Source organism: Nocardiopsis quinghaiensis (assembly GCF_008638365.1).
GTDB lineage: Bacteria > Actinomycetota > Actinomycetes > Streptosporangiales > Streptosporangiaceae > Nocardiopsis > Nocardiopsis quinghaiensis.
Genome location: NZ_VWVU01000020.1, coordinates 1 through 17153 on the forward strand (window position 1 = coordinate 1; position 17153 = coordinate 17153).

A 17153-nucleotide genomic window follows, 5' to 3' on the forward strand; every position below is an offset into this window, starting at 1 on the left:
TGGGTTTCCGTGGTGGTTATTGCTGGAGGGTCACACCCGGTCTCTTTCCGAACCCGGTCGTTAAGTCTCTTTGCGCTGATGGTACTGCCCTGTGGTGGGGTGGGAGAGTAGGTTGCTGCCACGGTTTTTTTTGGGGGGGTTGCCTTGCGGGGTGGCCCCCCTTTTTTTGTGTGTGGGGTGTTTGTCCGCCCGGGCTTGTGAACATGTGAAGACGAGTGGAGTGTCGGCCTTCCCTGGAGGGCCTCTTGGTTCCAGTTGGTTCCAGGAAACCCCGGTCGGGGTGGTCCGGACAGCGGGTGAGGCCGGGCCGCACCGTGGCGAGAACCTCTTCGGGAGAGAGTGCCCACCCGGGCATGGGGCGTCGGGCACCCGCGCTTTGGCGGTGAGCATCGATGCCATGTCGTAAGCTGGAGTGTACGAAGTACTATGACGCGCTGCCACTGGTCAAGGTGGCAGCGCTTTTGAGTGTTGACGGACGGGTTGGATGACTGAGGACAGCCGATCGGGAGACCGCGAGGACTCCGGAGCCAACGAGCGTGGCGGTTACCGCTCCGGTGGGCCTGGTGGTCGGGGGCGCGGTGACGGACCTCGCACCCGGTCCGGCTACGGCGGTTCGGGGAACCGGGACCAGAGAGGGCGCGATGACCGGGGCGGAGGCTACCGGCGGGACGATCGTGGTGGCCAACAGGGCCGCGGCGAACGTCGCGGTGGCGGTGACTTCCGCGGGCGGGACGAGCGCCGCGATGACCGCTCCGGCGGGGGCCACCGCGGGCGGGACGACCGCAGGGGTGGCGACGCCCGTGGAGGGGACCGCCGGAACGACCGTCGCGGCGGTGGTTTCCGTGGAGGGGACCGCCGGGACGACCGGCGCGGCCCGCGTGAGGAGCGTGACCCGGCGGACGTCGCGCCCCAGCTCCCGGAGGAGGTCAGCTACGCCCAGCTGGACGCGGAGACCAAGCGCGACCTCCACTCCCTGCCCAAGTCGCTGGCCGAGCTGATCGGCAAGCACATCGTCGCCGCGGGGATGCTGCTGGACGAGGACCCTGAGCGTGCCTACGCCCACGCCTCCTACGCCCGCCGCAAGGCGTCGCGCGTTCCCGGTGTGCGTGAGGCCTCCGGCGTCGCCGCCTACACCGTGGGCAAGTGGCAGGAGGCCCTGTCCGATCTGCGTGCCGCGCGTCGGATGAGCGGCCGCGACAACTTCCTCGCGATCATGGCCGACTGCGAGCGCGGCCTGGGACGCCCCGAGCGGGCGCTGGAGATCGCCGACGATCCGGCGGCCAAGGACCTGGACGCCGCCGACCGCATCGAGCTGCGCATCGTCGCCTCCGGTGCCCGCCGGGACATGGGCGACCCCAAGGCGGCTCTGGCCGAGCTCCGGGTGCCCGAGCTCAAGGAGCGGCGCGCCCGTCCGTGGGTCGCCCGCCTCTTCTACGCCTACGCCGACGTCCTGGAGGAACTGGGCCGCGAGGACGACGCCCGCGAGTACTTCTCGCGAGCCTCGGCCGTGGACAGTGACGGTGTCACCGACGCGGACGAGCGCATGGCCGCGCTGGAGGGCATGGAGCTGGTCGACTACGACGCCGAGGACGGCATCGTCTGGACCGACGTCGAGGAGCAGGAGCTCCCGGAGGAGGCACAGCCTTCGAGCGGCGGCCGCGACTACCGGGACAGGGACCGGGACCGGGACTGAGTTCCTTCCACGACACCGCACCGTCGGGTGGCCGGGCGCCGCTCGGCGGTGCCGTCGTGTACCTGGGGGTCCTGCCCCGCGCCCACGACTCGGTGGTGTGCCTGACCTACACCGGTGACCGTCCCCTGCTCGTGCGCAACCGGCGCCGTGCCTGGGAGTTCCCCGGCGGGCACGCCGAACCCGGGGAGACCGTCCAGGAGACCGCGCGCCGAGAGGTCCGTGAGGAGGCCGGTGCCGCCCTCGGCGACATCAGGCCCGTCGGCTACTACGTTCTGTCCGGCGGGCACGTCACGGTGGTCACCCACGCGCGTGTGACCGGTCTGGCCCCGCTCACCGGGGAGTTCGAGACCGTGGAGGTGCGCGCCTTCGACGTCCTGCCCCCTGACGAAGAGCTCTCCTGGTCGGACGGCCTCTACGCCCACCTGCTCCAAGTGCTGGGACTGCCCGGAGCCCCTCCCCCTCCCGCGCTCGGAACCGGACGTTAGGGCGTGTTCGGGGAGGTCCTGGGAGACGGGCGGCCCCGCCGGGGCCCTTCCCCGAGCCGCTTGACGTAGCTGGTCTCGGTCCCGACCAGGGTGTAGCCGAGCCGGTCGTTGATGGCCAGCATCGGCGCGTTGTCCTCGTGGTTTCCGGCGTAGGCGTGCGTGAAGCCCCGATCCCGGGCCCGGCGCAGCGCCACGGCCTTGGCGTATCCGGCCAGCCCGCGTCCCCGGTACCCGCGCAGGGTGCCGGTCATGGACGACTCCAGCCGGGTTCCCCCGTCGGACACGTAGCAGGTGACGGCGGCCGGTACCCCGTCGGCGAGTACGAGTAGGCACAGGTCCAGGTCGGTGAGCGGGTGCCCCCACACGTTCTTCCGCCAGTCCTCGTAGGACGGGAACCACGGGTCCGCGCCCGGTTCGTCCAGGGTGGTGAGTCTGTCGATCCAGTAGATCCCACGAGGATCGTCGGCGTGGTCGCTGAAGGGGCGCACCCTGATGCCCCCGGAAGCCGGCGGCGCCTCCGGGAGCGTGGACAGGTCCAGGCCCAGGATGTGGTGGTCGTCCTCCGGGACGTACCCGTGGTCGAGCAACGTTCGCCGGAACCCGTCCCCGCCCGCGTGGACGGCCCCGTCGGCCGCCTCGGCACGCAGGACCTCGGCCCCGCCCTCCACGAGGCCGCGTTCGGAGGCCTTCAGCAGCCGGGAGCCCAGATCCGTGTCGCGGTGGGAGCCGGCGACGGTGGCCAGGAAGGACAGCCCGCGGCGCCGGCCGTCGTCGTCCGAACGCAGCACCGAGCGCAGGAAGCCGACCACGGCCTCGCCCTCCACCGCCAGGAGGCTGGTCTCCCTGGTGCCGGAGAGGGGGTGGTCGTACCGCCAGTCCATGGCCTCCCGGGTCAGCACACGGCAGGGGTGGGCGCCGCGGAGGAGGGGGAAGACCCGGGGAATGTCGGCCCGCTCCATGGGGAGGATCTCGATCGCCATGCGGCGAGGCTAGGTGAGGGGCTCCGCGGCCGCACCTGGTTTTCCGCGGGACCCGGGCCCGGAACGGTGCAAAAAACACGAGCTAGGCGCGCTCCTCCTCCGCGCGCCGGGCCTCGGCCTGTTCCTGGGCGAGCCTGTCCAGCCAGTGCACGATGCCGGACACGTTGGTCTCCGCGCCGCTGAGGGTGTCCAGGATCTCGGCGGTTCCCGGGGACACCTCCGGTGGCAGCGGCTTGTACCGCGAGACCACCTTGTCCCGGACCATGGCGATCGCGTGGTCCAGGTCTCCGGTGCTGCCGTGGGACTCGCGCACCGTCTCCACCCACAGGCGTAGTTCGGCCTCGGCTCGGTCGATGGTCTCGGAGACCGACGTGACCGCGCCGAAGTGGGAGAACATGAGCCGCCGGGCACCGATGTCCCCGAACAGCCGCAGGGTGCGCAGGCAGGCCTCCATGTCGAAGTCCGGCGGCGGGGTGGCCGGGCTGAGGTCCCCGGTGAGCGGCTTGTACACGCCCAGCGCGTCGCCGACGTACAGGTCGCCGGTGAGGGTGTCGACCAGGCCCATGTGGTGCTTGGCGTGGCCGGGCGCGTGGTGCGTCACCAGCTTGCGCCCGCCGCCCAGGTCGATCTCCCCGGTCCCGGCCACCGCGCGGATACGCGTTCCCTCGGTCGGGCTCATCCGCCCGAACAGGGTGTCCAGCCGGTCGCCCCACACCATGGCGGCGCTGTGCATCAACCGGCTCGGGTCGGCCAGGTGGCGGGCGCCGCGCTCGTGCACGACGATCTCCGCGTTGGGGAACAGGGCGGCCATGTCGCCCGTGCCGCCCGCGTGGTCCAGGTGGATGTGCGTGACGACGATGGTGGCCAGGTCCTCGGGCGCCAGCCCCAGCCGGGTGACGGCCTCGTGCAGGACCCGTGCGGAGGTGGAGGTGCCGACCTCGACGATGCAGGGCCGCTCGGAGCGGATGAGGTAGCTCGACACGATCCCCGGGTACCCGGCGAGCATCGTGTCGATGGCGAAGATGTCGTCGCCCAGCGGGGTGATCCCCTCGGGCAGACCGCTCACGTCCACGTCGTCGTGCACTGCAAGCACCCCTGTTCCTCGGTCGTCGTGCGGTTCGGTGAGGACCGAACCGAAGAGAACCCGACTCTAGGACAAGGGTGTCATGACAGGCCGGAGCGGGGGTGGCCTAGTTTTTCGGGGTGCGGGGACGGTTGTCCACAGCTTTCGACGGGGTCTTTCCCCAAGCCCCCGTCGGGGTGATCCTGAGGGTGGAGCACAACGCCCCCACCGCCCGCGGACGGCCGCACCGTCGGCTCCGCGCCCCTCCGCCGCGTCGTGCCCGGTCCTTCGCCCCTCAGCCCAGGGAAGACGTGCACATGCAGCAGGAGTCCGCGGCCGCCCCGATCCCGGCCGCCACACACCCCCGGCACCAACGGCAGACCCGGCCCCCGTCGGAGGGGCGGCGCCCACCGGCCACCCCTCCGGCGGTCGGCACGTTCGACGCGGTGCCCGACGCGGGACCCGGCGCCCGGGCCGAACGGGATCCGGACCATCGCAACGAGGTCCTCGTGGCTGGGCGGATCACCGCCGCGCCCCTCATCCGGGAACTTCCCAGCGGGGACCGGCTGGCCACCTGGCGCATCTGCGTGGTCCGGCCCTCCGACAGCCGCTACGGCGGACGCCGGGTCGACTCGATCACCTGCACGAGCTTCGACCACGGTCTACACGAGCGGGTCCGCGCCTGGCGGCTGGGCGACGTGGTCCGGATGACCGGGGAGCTGCGCCGGCGCACCTGGCGTGCCCGCGAGGGCGTGCGCAGCGTCTGCGAGGTGGAGGCCCGGACCGCGGCCCTGGTGCGGGCGGTCGGGGGCCGTGGGGCGGAGCGGCGGTGAGGCCCCGCTGCGCGGGCTCACCAGCCCAGGTGAGCCAGGGCCTCGCGTGCGGCCGGGCCGGAGGGGTCCACCGAGCCGTCCGCCCACACCGCCGCGCACAGGGCGCGCAGTCCGTCCAGCCGGTCGCCCGTCCCCTCCAGCCGCGGTGTGCCGCCGGTGACGGTCACCGCCCACCCCTCGCAGCGGGTCCGGTCGCCCTCGCGGACCACCGCCGGGTGCGTGTGGTTCATTCCGGACAGGTCCCAGGCCAGGTAGCGAGGACGCTGGTGCTCCGGTGCGGCGAGCGCTTCCAGCGGTGTGGCCACCCCGGACAGCACCAGCAGCCCGGCCGCGCCGTGCGTGGTCGCGCCCTCGATGTCGGTGTCCAGCCGGTCGCCCACGATCAGCGGGTTCCGCGCGCCGGTGCGCAGGATGCCCTCCTCGTGCAAAGGACGCATCGGCTTCCCGGCGATGACGGGCTCGACGCCGGTGGCGTTGGCGATGACCCGGACGAAGGATCCGTTGCCCGGGGTGATGCCCCACTCGCCGGGTGCGGTGGCGTCGCCGTTGCTGGCCACGTAGAACGCGCCGCGCCGGACCGCGAGCGCGCCCTGGTCGAGCAGGTCACGGTTCATGTTCCGGGAGTAGCCCTGGATCACGGCCACCGCCGCCCCGGTGTCGACCGAGGCGGGCCGCAGTCCCATCCTGCGCACGGCCTGGCGCAGGGCGGTGTCGCCCACCACCAGCACCTCCGAACCGGCTGGGTAGCGCTCGGCGACCAGGCGGGCGGAGGCCTCGGCGGAGGTCACCACGTCCTCGGGGGCGGCGGCCACACCCAGGTCGGTGAGGTGCTCGGCGATCCGTGCCGGCGTGCGTCCGGCGTTGTTGGTCACGAACGCCACCCGCGCCCCGGCGGCCCGTGCCTTGCCCACCGCCTCAGGCGCCGCGGGAACGGCCCTGCGGCCGATGTAGACGACCCCGTCCAGGTCCAGGAGCATCGCGTCGTGGATCTCGTTCAGGGGACGGTCTGCGGCGAGCAGGGGCATGTCGGAGAACTCGTTCCGTGCGGTGGGAGTGGTCGTTTCCCAGGCTATGGCCAGGGTCCGGTCGGCCGTGACCGCCCGTCCGGGGCGGGGGTGTGCGCTGTGTCGCACCGCGGGGTCCGCGGGCGGGCGGGGACCCCCGCCGGGGGCCGTTGGAGAGGGCCCGTCCGTTCCGGGTGTCCGCGCCCCGGTCAGCTGTCGCGGTTGACGATCATCCAGTTGGTCGCGAACGCCACCGCCCCGGGAAGGGAGAACAGCCGCGCGGTGGCCTCGCCCACGGGGCCCGACTCCACCGCCCCGGTGCCCTCGAAGTCGCCGCCCAACCGCTCGAAGTCCTCCTCGTCGAGGAACACGTCGGTGAAGGTGACCCACTCCCGGCCGCCGTCGGGGGTCGGTACCGCGCAACCGCACTCCTCCAGGCGCGGGCGGGGGGTCCGGTACTCGGCCAGGTGGAAGGCGGTACAGGAGTCGAACCCCGTCCCCAGCAGCAGGACCCTGGCCCGGATCCTCTCCAGGGCGGCGAGCGGGGAGTCCTCACCCAGCCGGCAGCCGACCGGGTGGTGGCCCAGGAGGGTACGGGCGCGGGGGCCGAGGGCGGCGAAGGAGGTCTGCGGGTTCGCGCTGCGGACCGCCCCCGGCCAGGTGCGCACCATCTCCGGGACGCGGCCCATGCGCCTGCCCGGTGTCAGACGCGGATCGAAGCCGGGTGCCTCCGCGCGGATGACCGGCCACCAGTCCTCGGGGACCGGGGGGTCGCGCCACTGCGCGGGATCGCTGTTGTCCATGGTCTGGGTGGGCACGACGAGTGTCCCCTCGGGGCCGACGGAGTCCAGCAGGGCCTGGACGACCGTCTGCTCCCCGCCGCACACCCAGCCCAGCGAACTGAGTGAGGAGTGCACGAGAAGGGTGTCGCCGGGAACGACCCCCAGTGTGATCAGGTCGCGGGCCAGGGACGCCCGGGTCTGCGGGTGTTCGGGGTTCTTCGCGTCGGCGGACACGCGGTGTGCTCCTCGTCCGGAGGGGAACGGATCGGACCCTCATGCGTACCGGAGGCACCGGCACCGCACCAGGGGAGATGCGGCCGGCGCCCGGGAAAGTGCGGTGCGGCCGGCCCGTCCGGCGGTCACCCCGCCGGGTCCACGAGGCGCATGACCAGTCCGGTACGTGGTTTGGGGCCGAACGAGGTGGACTTGCGCGGGGTCAGTTCCCCGCGGTCGGCCACCGCGTACACCTGCTCCACCCCCAGCGCGGGCACGATGACGGCGGTGCCCCTCTCGTCGCGGGCGGCCTCGACCGCCTCGGCCGCGTCGTCGTGCACCATCCGCACCTGTTCCTCCGTCGCCCGCCACAGCGGCATCAGCACCTCGTGCAGGGCTGCCGTCGACAGGTGGCGCCACTCGGGGGAGTGGTCGGGCATGGCCCGCTCCAGCACGTCCTCGTCGAAGCCGTGCACCAGGTGGGCCTCCCCCTCGGCCGAGACCAGCAGCAGGGAGGGTGCCTCCACGTCCGCCAGAATCCGTTCGGAGGACTCCGTGACCCGCTCCACCGCGGCCACCGTCCGGGCGGCCCCGACCGCGTCGGCCGTGTCCAGCCCGGGCAGCACCCGGTGGATGGCGCCCAGCCGGGGCGGGTGGGTGTCGCTGTCCACCAGCAGGGCCAGCCCGTACCGCCAGCCGGGGTCGTCGTACTGTTCGTGCAGGCGCCGGTAGGCGGCGTAGCGGTGGTGGCCGTCGGCGATCAGCGCGGACCGGCCCGCGAGGTCGTCGGCGATCCGCCGCAGCCTGACGGGGTCGGCGACGGCCCACAACCGGTGCTCGGCGCCGTCACGGGTGCGCGCGGACACCAGCGGAGTGTCGGAGACCGCCTCGGTCACCGCTGAGGCGGCACCGCCGCCGCCCCGGTAGACCAGGAAGATCGGTTCGAGGTTGGCCCGTGCCAGGCCCATGAGGCTGAACCGGTCGCGCACCGGGGGGTCGGCCACGTCCTCGTGCGGGCGCACGGCGGGGTCGGTGCCCTCCTCGGGCAGGCGCAGACCGCCCACCAGGCCTCGCTGGCGCCGCCCGTCCGCCGTGACCTGCTCGTACACGTACAGGGCCGGTTCCCCGTCCAGGGCGAGCACGCCGTCCCCGATCCAGCTGCGCAGCAGGTCGGCGGCGGCCCGGTAGCGGTGCGGCACGGAGCCTCCGGAGTCCCGCCTGCTCAGCTCGAAGGGCAGTGTGACCCTCGCCGCGTTGTGCGGATCGGAGCGCTGCAGCGCGCGCGCCTCCTGGGCGTCGGGGATGTCGTAGGGCGGGGCCAGGAGTCGTGCGAGGTCGAACTCTCCGTCGATGAACCGGTCCACGTCCGGACTCGCGTAGCGCAGACCGCGGAAGGGAGCCAGTTCGAGAGGTTGGCGTGGCATCCCAGCAAGGTACCTGGCACCGGACGTCGCTCGGGTACGCGGCGGCCCGGTCAGAGCAGACGCCGCATGCGCAGCAGGTCACCGACGCTGGCGTCCACCCTCACCCGGCGGCCGAACAGGGCCTTGGCGGCGTCCATGCGGTCCTCGGCCAGCGCCACCAGGTCGTCGCTGTCCACGGTGATCCGCACCTGGGGCCGGGGCGCGGGCCGGCCCGCGGAGCGGTGGGTCACGTCGACCAGGCCGTCCAGGGTGAGCCGCATGTCGAAGACGGTCTCCAGGTCCGGGACCACCACGCTGAGGGAGCGCTCCCTGATGTGCTTGCGGCGCTCCTCCTCGGGCTGGGTGAGGATGCGCTGGTTCAGTTTCTCGATACCGGACAGGCACGCGTCGAGGCTGCTCATGGGCACATCATGCCCCAACCGCCGGAGAACGGAATCCCGGTGCGCCCATCGGGACGAATGGGGCGACCTAGGGAGTTCGCGTGTCAGAGGCCGTTCCTGCCCGGTAGCGTTGGCCACGACCCCCCGTCGCGTAGTGGCTCCCCCCTCCTGCGCCCTCCTCTTCCACCTTCCGCGGTCTCAGCAAGGAGCACGTGAATCATGGTCGTCGACGCGGTACGCACCTACCTCGATGCCGCCAATGGCCTTACCGAACTCTCGCGCAAGCAGGCCGTCGCCGCCGCCAAGACCCTGTTGAGGGCCAGCGGCCCGGCCGCTCCCGTGGCGGGGGAGAACGAGAGCCTGCCGCCGCGGGTGGGGCAGAGCATCCAGGCCCTGGCCGGGGAGCTCATCGAGACCAGCCAGGCCAACCGGGAGGCCATCACCGACCTGGTCCGCTCCGAGGTGGAGCGCCAGTTGGAGCGCATGGACGTCGTCCCGCGCGCCGAGCACGAGCGGCTGGCGCGCCGGGTCGCCGAGCTCGAACGCCGCCTGGCCGCCCGACACGCGGTCGAGCGCGCCCTGGTCACCACCGGCACCGGGGCGTCCTCACCGGTGCGCGCCGTGGTTCCCGCCGCGTCCTCCGCTCCCGCCGGCGCCCCGGCCGACGGTTCGGCCCCGGCGGACGAGCCGGCGGCCGCGGAGGAGGCGGCCAGCGCCGAGGGCTCCGGGGCGGGGGACACCCCGGACACGTCCGCGGACACCGGTGCCGGCGGCGGGGAGGCCCCCGCACGGAAGGGCGGTACCGGCTCCGGCGGCGGGCCCGCGACCGCCGAGAAGCAGACCACCGCCAAGAGCAGGCCCCGCACCGCCGCCAAGAACACGCCCAAGACCGCCCGGACGCACTCCGCCGCCAAGCGCACCACCAAGGGCAGGGGCGGCACCACGAAGAAGTAGAGTCCGAGCAGCGCGAGCACCCGGGAGAGCCATGGACCCCAAGGAACAGGCCGAGGCACTGGCCGAGCAGACCCTGCGCGGTACCAGGGAGAGGTTGGAGGCACTGGACTCGGCGCCCACCGTCGAGCACGTCGCGGTCTTCGACACCCTGCACCAGGAGCTGTCCGGGGTACTCGGGGCACTCGACCAGGACGCGAACACCTCCCGATGACCCCGGTAACCTAGGTGACCATGGCAAAACGCACCCGGCTCGACGCGGAACTCGTCCGCCGCGGGCACGCACGCTCCCGCGGACACGCCGCCGAGATCATCGAGGGCGGGTTCGTCAAGGTCGCGGGGATGGTGGCCTCCAAGGCCGCCACCCAGGTCGGTCAGGACCAGCCCATCGTGGTCCGCCCGCCCTCCGACGAACCCCCCTACGTCTCCAGGGGCGCCCGCAAGCTCATCGGTGCCCTGGACGCCTTCGCCCTCGACATCACCGACCGGCGCGCCCTGGACGCCGGGGCCTCCACCGGCGGGTTCACCGACGTGCTGCTGCGCCGCGGGGCCGCCCACGTCACCGCGGTCGACGTCGGCTACGGCCAGCTCGCCTGGTCGCTGCGCAGCAACGACCGGGTGCGTGTGATGGAACGGGTCAACGTCCGCGAGCTCACCCCCGAGCAGATCGGCGAACCCCGACCCGACCTCGTCGTGGGGGACCTGTCGTTCATCTCGTTGCGACTGGTGCTGTCGCCGCTCAGGGGTTGCGTCGCCCCGGAGGCCGACTTCGTGCTCATGGTCAAGCCCCAGTTCGAGGTGGGCCGGAACCGGGTCGGCGCCGGGGGAGTGGTGCGCGACCCCGGGTTGCGCGCCGAGGCGGTCTCCGACGTCGCCGCCCACGCCCTCACCCTGGGTCTGGGCACCGTCGGCGTCGCCGCCAGCCCGCTGCCCGGCCCCTCCGGCAATGTCGAGTACTTCCTGTGGATGCGCGCGGACGCCGCGCCCCTGGACCCGGCCGCGCTGGCCAGGGCCGTGGAGGAGGGACCGCGTTAGCGATCGTGGCACCGTGTCGCAGGAGTCCGGTAACGTGACCCGGCCGGGGCGGCGAACGCCTCCGGCCAGCACTCAGACCTCCCGTCGGGGAGCGAACGTAAGGGGGCGGCGATGACCAGCGGACGCAGTGTTCTCCTGCTGGCCCACACCGGTCGGCCCGCGGCGGTACGCAGCGCACAGTTGGTCCACGAACGCCTCAGCCGTGCCGGTCTGACCGTGCGCATGCTCAAGAACGAGGTCGAGGAACTGGCGGGGGAGGGCTGCGTGCTCTCCCCGATCGAGGTCGTCGCGCCGGCCGGTGCCGCCGAGGGCGCCGAACTGGTCATGGTGCTCGGCGGCGACGGCACCCTGTTGCGGGCCGCCGAGACGGCGCGTCCGGCCGGGGTGCCTCTGCTGGGGGTGAACCTGGGCCACGTCGGCTTCCTCGCCGAGGCCGAACGCGAGGACCTCGGCGAGACCGTGCGCAACGTCGTCAACCGCGACTACGACGTCGAGGAGCGCATGACCCTGGACGTGGCGGTCTTCAACGGGGGCCGCGGTGACTCGGCCCCGCCCGTGCGGACCTGGGCGCTCAACGACGCGACCCTGGAGAAGGGCGAGGCCCGCCGCATCCTGGAGACCGTCCTGGAGATAGACGACCGTCCGCTGTCACGGTGGGCCTGCGACGGGGTGGTGTGCGCGACCCCCACGGGCTCGACGGCGCACGCCTTCTCCGCGGGGGGCCCGGTGGTGTGGCCGGACGTGGAAGCGCTGCTGGTCGTGCCGATCAGCGCGCACGCCCTGTTCGCCCGGCCCATGGTGGTGGGCCCCCGGGCCACGGTGGCCCTGGAGGTGGTCCCGAACACGGCGCCGGGCGTGCTCTGGTGCGACGGACGGCGTATGGTCGAATTGCCCGCCGGGGCACGAATCGAGATCACCCGTGCCGATACGCCGGTTCGGCTGGCCCGTTTGCACCGGGCGCCGTTCACCGACCGGCTGGTGGCCAAGTTCGGGCTGCCGGTCTCGGGCTGGCGGGGTCGGGGCGAGCACGGCCGCTGACCGGGACCGGGTGTCCTGGCAGGCCGTGCACGCGTGTGGGTACGCACGTGGAGGAGTGGCGTCAACTATCAGGAGAGGGACCGGTGCTCGAAGAAGTCCGCATCCAGGGACTCGGGGTCATTGACGACGCCGTTTTGGAGTTGTCACCGGGGCTGACCGTCGTCACTGGTGAGACCGGCGCGGGAAAGACCATGGTCGTCACCGGGCTCGGGCTGCTCTTCGGCGGTCGCGCCGATCCCCAGCGCGTGCGCCCGGGCGCCGACCGGGCCGTGGTGGAGGGGAGGCTGACCGTGCCTTCCGCTGGCCGGGTGGCCGCCCGGGTACTGGAGGCCGGCGGTGACATCGACGACGACGTCCTCATCCTCACGCGCGCGGTCTCGGCCGAGGGCCGTTCACGCGCCACCATGGGCGGTCGCTCCGCCCCGGTGAGCCTGCTCGCCTACCTGGCCGACGACCTGGTGGCGGTGCACGGCCAGTCCGACCAGCAGCGCCTGCTGCGCACCGACCGGCAGCGCTCCTCCCTGGACCGCTTCGCCGGTGACCAGCTGTCGAAGGCGCTCAAGCAGTACACGGTGGCCTACCGGCGCCACCGCGAGGTGTCGGCGGAGCTGGAGGAGCTGGTGGAGCGGGCGCGCGAGCGCGCCCAGGAGGCCGACATGCTCCGGTTCGGGGCGGAGGAGATCGCCGCCGCCGAGCCCCTGCCGGGCGAGGACACCGAACTACTGGCGGAGGAGACGCGGCTGGCGCACGCCGACAGCCTGCGCGTGGCGGCCACCACCGCGCACGAGGCGCTGGCCGGGGACCCGGCCTCGGACGTGGAGATCGACGTGGCCGCCCTGCTCGCGGCGGCCCGGCAGGCCGTGTCGGCGGTGCGCGAGCACGACTCCGAACTGGCAGCGATCGGCGACCGTCTGGACGAGGCTTCCTACATCCTCGCCGACGCCGCCACCGAGCTGGCCTCCTACGCCGAGTCCGTGGACGCCGATCCGGCACGCCTGGCCGAGATCCAGGAGCGCCGGGCGCTGCTCACCTCGCTCTCGCGCAAGTACGGCGGGAGCACCGACGAGGTGCTGGCCTGGGCCGAGAACGCGGTCAAGCGGCTGACCGACCTGGAGGGCGACGACGAGCACATCGACGAGTTGCGCGACGAGGTCGAGGAACTGCGTGAGCGCATGGACCGGACCGCCGCCGAGCTGACCCGCATCCGGACCGAGGCCGCCGAGCGCTTCGGCGGCGCGGTCACCGATGAGCTGACCGCGCTGGCCATGCCGCACGCCAGCGTGAGCGTGCGGATCACCACGGGCGAGGAGTTCGGCCAGTACGGTCGCGACGAGGTCGAGCTGCTGCTGGCCCCGCACCCCAGCTCCCCGCCGCTGGCCCTGCACAAGGGTGCCTCCGGCGGTGAGCTCTCACGCGTGATGCTGGCCATCGAGGTGGTCTTCGCCGGTGCCGACCCGGTACCCACCTTCGTCTTCGACGAGGTCGACGCGGGCGTGGGCGGCAAGGCCGCGGTGGAGATCGGTCGCCGCCTGGCCCGCCTGGCCCAGCGCGCCCAGGTCATCGTGGTCACCCACCTGCCGCAGGTCGCGGCCTTCGCCGACGCCCACCTGGTGGTGGAGAAGTCCACCGAGGGCCTGGTCACCGAGAGCGGCGTGGTACGGCTGGACCGCGCGGGCCGGGTCCGCGAGCTGTCGCGGATGCTGGCGGGCCTGGAGGACTCCGAACTCGGCCGCGCCCACGCCGAGGAACTGCTCACCAACGCCGACCCGGAGCGCGCCTACCCGGCCGCCTGACCAGGGCCGCCGTCGCTGCCCATCGCGGATGTGTGACACGGGAGCCTTTGGGGGTAGGGCCCGCCACAGGGCCGCCGCCGACGTTTTGTGTGAGGCGAAGGCGGGACCCCGCCCATGAACACGCCGATCTCACAGGTGTTATAACTCTCCGCAGTAGAGTTCTGACAGTATGCCAGCGATGAAGGTATCGGATGCGCTCAGCGCCACAGTCATGCGGTTCCGCCGCACCCGTGCGGACGCTCCCACAGGGCTGCTCGCGCCCGTCCGCTCGGACCGGCGCACCAAGAACCTGACCAAACGCCTACGTCCGGGCGACATCGCGGTCATCGACCACGTCGACCTGGACCGTGTCAGCGCCGAGGCGCTGGTGGGCTGCGGCGTGTCCGCGGTGCTCAACGTCGCCACGAGCATCAGCGGCCGCTATCCCAACCAGGGGCCGGAGATGATCGTCGAGGCGGGCATCCCCCTGGTCGACGACGTCGACCCGGAGGTCTTCACCCGGGTCCGCGACGGCGAGCGGCTCCGCCTGGAGGGCGCCACCCTGTACCGCGGCGACGAGGTCGTCGCCCGCGGCACCCTCCAGGACTCCGTGACCGTCGGCGCCGCGATGACCGAGGCCCGCGCCGGGCTCGCCATCCAGCTGGAGGCCTTCGCGGCCAACACCATGGCCTACCTCCAGCACGAGCGGGACCTGCTCCTGGACGGCATCGGGATCCCCTCCATCGAGACCGACATGGAGGGCCGCCACGTCCTCATCGTGGTCCGCGGCTACCACTACCGGGAGGACATCGCGGCCCTGCGGCCCTACATCCGGGAGTTCCACCCGGTCATCATCGCCGTGGACGGCGGGGCGGACGCGGTCATGGAGGCCGGGTACCGGCCCGACATCATCGTCGGCGACTTCGACTCGGTGTCCGACCACGCGCTCGCCAGCGGGGCCGAACTGGTCGTGCACGCCTACCGGGACGGCCGGGCGCCGGGCCTGCCCAGACTCACCGACCTGGGGCACAACGCGGTCGTCTTCCCCGCGACCGGTACCAGCGAGGACGTGGCGATGATGCTCGCCGACGGTACGGGCGCCGCGCTCATCGTGGCGGTGGGCACCCACGCCACCCTGGAGGAGTTCCTCGACAAGGGCCGTTCGGGGATGGCCAGCACCTTCCTGACCCGTCTGCGGGTGGGGGGCAAGCTCGTCGACGCCAAGGGCGTCAGCCGCCTGTACCGCGCGCGCATCTCCCCCTGGGCGCTGCTCGGACTGGTCGCCGCCTGCCTGCTCACCATCGTGGTCGCCGCCTACAGCTCACCGGCGGGCCAGGTCTACCTCACCTTTCTCGCGGCGCGCTGGGACGCGTTCTCCTACTGGCTGACGGGGCTGCTGACGTGATCGATTTCCGCTATCACCTGGTGTCCATCATCGCGGTGTTCCTCGCGCTCACCGTGGGGCTCGTCCTGGGCACCACCATGCTCCAGGACCCACTGCTCAACACACTGCAGTCCGAGACCTCCGACCTGCGCGGTCAGACCGAGGACCTGCGCACCGAGCGCGATGTCGCCGACAAGGTCAACGCCGGTGCCGACGAGATGGCCGAGGCGGTCTCGAAGGACATGCTCGACGGTCTCCTCACCGACCTGGGCGTGGTCGTGGTGGCCGCGCCCGGCGCCGACCAGAAGATGACCGACGCCCTGGTCAAGCGCGTGGAGGAGGCGGACGGCGAGGTCGTCGGCCGGATCCAGATCACCGGGGCGTTCCTGGAGGGCGACAAGGCCACGTTCGTCGACGAGCTGTCCCTGCAGATCGCCCACGAACCCGGGGACCTCACCGGCAGCCCCTACGAGAAGGCGGGCGCCGAGATCGGCCGCGCGCTGGCCGTCACCGAGGAGGACGAGGACACCGGTACCGAGGGCGGGACGGAGCCCGGCACCGCGGAGGACTCCGGAGGGGACACCGGGTCCGACGGGGCCTCCGACGCCGCGTCGGACGGGGAGGAGGACGGAGGAAGCGGCGACGGGAAGAGCGGCTACGACCCCGAGGCCGTCCTGGATGCCTTCTCCGAGGGCGGTCTGATCACGGTCGAGGACGATCCCGCCGGGGCGGCCGACGCCGTGCTCTTCGTCGCGCCCGCGGCCGGCGCCTCGCACGGCGGCGACGACCCGGAGGCGGCCAACGCCGTGCTGGGCACCCTCACCGCCGCCCTGCACGAGGAGGTCGACGCCGTCGCCGTGGCCGGTGACGGTCCCTCCGCGCGGGGCGACGGGATGCTCGCGCAGGCGCGTGCCCAGGAGTCGGCGTTCGCCACGGTGGACGTGGCCGGACGCCCCATGGGCGAGATCATCACGATCCTGGCCCTGGCCGAGAACCTGGAGCAGGGCGGGGGAGCCTACGGCATCGGTGAGAGGGTCCGGGGCTTCCTGCCCGACCCGCTGCCCGACCGTATCGAGTCCTCCGACGAGGAGCCTTCCGACGAGAGGTCCTCCGACGGAGGGGGCGCCGCCGGATCGGGAGGCGACGGCGGCGCCGCCGAGGTCCGCCGCACCAACCAGGACGGGAAGTGACGCCTGTGACGGCACTCGTCCCCCGCCCGGCCCCCTCCTTCGCGCCCCTCCTGTTCCAGGGGCTGACCGGCGCCCTGGTCGGCGCGGCGGCGGCCTCCACCGCCTACGCCCTGCTCACCCGCCGCCCCGCCGTGCCGGACGGTGGCGTGGGGCGCCCCGCGCCACGTAGCGCCCCGGACGGTCCCCGACCCGCTCCCCCCGGCAGCTGGCAGCGCACCAACTTCCGCGGCCGCACCGTCACCCTCCACCAGGGCACCGCCCTGGCCTGCGGGGTGTGCGCGGCCACCGCCCTCGTGCCCGGTCCGGACCCGCGCGTGCGCGCCGCCTCCGCGCTGGCCGCGGCGGGCGCCGCCGCCTTCGGCGTCTACGACGACCTGGCGGGCTCGGCGCGGGCACGCGGGCTGCGCGGACACCTGGGCGCGCTCGCGCGGGGACGGGTCACCACCGGCATGGTCAAGGTGGCGGGCATCGGCGCCACCGGGATCGCCGCCGCCCGCCTGCTGCGCCGCTCCCCGCTGGACACCGTCCTGGACGGGGCGCTCATCGCCGCCAGCGCCAACCTGCTCAACCTGTTCGACCTGCGCCCCGGCCGCGCCGCCAAGGTCGCCCTGCTCGCCGCGGCCCCCGCCCTGGCCTCCCCGGCCGCACCGCTGCTGGGCCCCGTCGTGGGCGCCTCGGCGGTGTTGCTGCCCGACGAGCTCGCGGAGCGCTGCATGCTCGGTGACGCGGGCGCCAACGCCCTCGGCGCCGCCCTGGGCGCCGCGGCGGCGGCGCGGGCTCCGCGACCGCTGCGCGCGGCCCTGCTCGGCGGGGCGGTCGCCCTGACCCTGGCCAGTGAGCGTGTCAGCTTCTCCCGCGTCATCGACCGCGTCCCGGTCCTGCGTCGCCTCGACCGGTGGGGCACGCGCGAGTGAGGCGGCCACGGT

At 73.2% G+C, this 17153-nt stretch carries 17 protein-coding genes and 1 rRNA gene; 12 read left to right on the forward strand and 6 right to left on the reverse strand.

The window, feature by feature from the left end; all coding sequences use genetic code 11:
* Positions 1–8 precede the first annotated feature (8 nt).
* The 3 genes from rrf to FYX01_RS19345 all read left to right on the forward strand — a co-directional run bounded on the left by rrf (position 9) and on the right by FYX01_RS19345 (position 2178).
* Positions 9–124, forward strand: a 5S ribosomal RNA gene (gene rrf, locus FYX01_RS19335).
* A 360-nt stretch (positions 125–484) separates the two neighbouring features.
* Positions 485–1693: a tetratricopeptide repeat protein gene (locus tag FYX01_RS19340; RefSeq protein ID WP_150243409.1), complete on the forward strand. Its 1209-nt coding sequence runs from the start codon at positions 485–487 to the stop codon at positions 1691–1693.
* A 56-nt stretch (positions 1694–1749) separates the two neighbouring features.
* Positions 1750–2178 (forward strand): NUDIX hydrolase, encoded by a 429-nt coding sequence (locus tag FYX01_RS19345; protein ID WP_150243411.1) that lies wholly within the window; start codon positions 1750–1752, stop codon positions 2176–2178.
* Here FYX01_RS19345 and FYX01_RS19350 read toward each other — a convergent pair.
* Together FYX01_RS19350 and FYX01_RS19355 are read right to left on the reverse strand one after the other, a co-directional pair.
* Positions 2175–3158 (reverse strand): GNAT family N-acetyltransferase, encoded by a 984-nt coding sequence (locus FYX01_RS19350; RefSeq protein WP_150243413.1) that lies wholly within the window; start codon positions 3156–3158, stop codon positions 2175–2177. The genes FYX01_RS19345 and FYX01_RS19350 overlap by 4 nt on opposite strands.
* Positions 3159–3240: 82 nt before the next feature.
* Positions 3241–4242 carry an MBL fold metallo-hydrolase gene (locus FYX01_RS19355; RefSeq protein ID WP_190394399.1) on the reverse strand — a complete coding sequence of 334 codons (1002 nt, stop codon included), beginning with the start codon at positions 4240–4242 and terminating at the stop codon, positions 3241–3243.
* Positions 4243–4538: 296 nt separating this feature from the next.
* Here FYX01_RS19355 and FYX01_RS19360 point away from each other — a divergent pair, with 296 nt between their 5' ends.
* Positions 4539–5054 carry a single-stranded DNA-binding protein gene (locus FYX01_RS19360; RefSeq protein ID WP_150243418.1) on the forward strand — a complete coding sequence of 172 codons (516 nt, stop codon included), beginning with the start codon at positions 4539–4541 and terminating at the stop codon, positions 5052–5054.
* Between the two features lie 17 nt (positions 5055–5071).
* On the opposite strand, the gene FYX01_RS19365 is transcribed toward FYX01_RS19360, so the two are convergent.
* The 4 genes from FYX01_RS19365 to FYX01_RS19380 form a co-directional block, all read right to left on the reverse strand.
* Positions 5072–6079, reverse strand: a complete 1008-nt coding sequence (locus FYX01_RS19365; protein ID WP_150243593.1) for an HAD-IIA family hydrolase — start codon at positions 6077–6079, stop codon at positions 5072–5074.
* Positions 6080–6267: 188 nt separating this feature from the next.
* Positions 6268–7074, reverse strand: a complete 807-nt coding sequence (locus FYX01_RS19370; protein ID WP_150243420.1) for an AAC(3) family N-acetyltransferase — start codon at positions 7072–7074, stop codon at positions 6268–6270.
* A 125-nt stretch (positions 7075–7199) separates the two neighbouring features.
* Complete coding sequence (locus tag FYX01_RS19375; RefSeq protein ID WP_150243422.1) at positions 7200–8477, reverse strand: DUF1015 domain-containing protein; 1278 nt, start codon at positions 8475–8477, stop codon at positions 7200–7202.
* Between the two features lie 50 nt (positions 8478–8527).
* Positions 8528–8878 (reverse strand): SCP2 sterol-binding domain-containing protein, encoded by a 351-nt coding sequence (locus FYX01_RS19380; RefSeq protein WP_150243424.1) that lies wholly within the window; start codon positions 8876–8878, stop codon positions 8528–8530.
* A gap of 198 nt (positions 8879–9076) precedes the next feature.
* Here FYX01_RS19380 and FYX01_RS19385 point away from each other — a divergent pair, with 198 nt between their 5' ends.
* The 8 genes from FYX01_RS19385 to FYX01_RS19420 all read left to right on the forward strand — a co-directional run bounded on the left by FYX01_RS19385 (position 9077) and on the right by FYX01_RS19420 (position 17141).
* The gene (locus FYX01_RS19385) at positions 9077–9811 is read left to right on the forward strand and encodes an accessory factor UbiK family protein (protein WP_150243426.1); all 735 of its coding nucleotides are present in this window, start codon (positions 9077–9079) and stop codon (positions 9809–9811) included.
* Between the two features lie 31 nt (positions 9812–9842).
* Complete coding sequence (locus FYX01_RS19390) at positions 9843–10022, forward strand: hypothetical protein (RefSeq protein WP_150243428.1); 180 nt, start codon at positions 9843–9845, stop codon at positions 10020–10022.
* A 20-nt stretch (positions 10023–10042) separates the two neighbouring features.
* The gene (locus tag FYX01_RS19395; protein WP_150243430.1) at positions 10043–10843 is read left to right on the forward strand and encodes a TlyA family RNA methyltransferase; all 801 of its coding nucleotides are present in this window, start codon (positions 10043–10045) and stop codon (positions 10841–10843) included.
* Between the two features lie 111 nt (positions 10844–10954).
* On the forward strand, positions 10955–11881 hold the full coding sequence (locus FYX01_RS19400) for an NAD kinase (RefSeq protein WP_150243432.1): 927 nt from the start codon (positions 10955–10957) through the stop codon (positions 11879–11881).
* An 83-nt stretch (positions 11882–11964) separates the two neighbouring features.
* Positions 11965–13674 carry a DNA repair protein RecN gene (gene recN / locus FYX01_RS19405; RefSeq protein WP_150243434.1) on the forward strand — a complete coding sequence of 570 codons (1710 nt, stop codon included), beginning with the start codon at positions 11965–11967 and terminating at the stop codon, positions 13672–13674.
* Between the two features lie 211 nt (positions 13675–13885).
* A complete protein-coding gene (steA, locus tag FYX01_RS19410; protein ID WP_150243595.1) occupies positions 13886–15058 on the forward strand; it encodes a putative cytokinetic ring protein SteA in 1173 nt (390 codons plus the stop codon).
* Entirely contained in the window at positions 15055–16227 is a 1173-nt protein-coding gene (locus tag FYX01_RS19415; RefSeq protein WP_150243436.1) for a copper transporter, read from the forward strand. Before steA ends, FYX01_RS19415 begins: the two co-directional genes overlap by 4 nt.
* A complete protein-coding gene (locus FYX01_RS19420) occupies positions 16224–17141 on the forward strand; it encodes a hypothetical protein (protein ID WP_223830557.1) in 918 nt (305 codons plus the stop codon). The genes FYX01_RS19415 and FYX01_RS19420 overlap by 4 nt, the downstream gene beginning before the upstream one ends.
* The last annotated feature ends 12 nt before the right edge of the window (positions 17142–17153 follow it).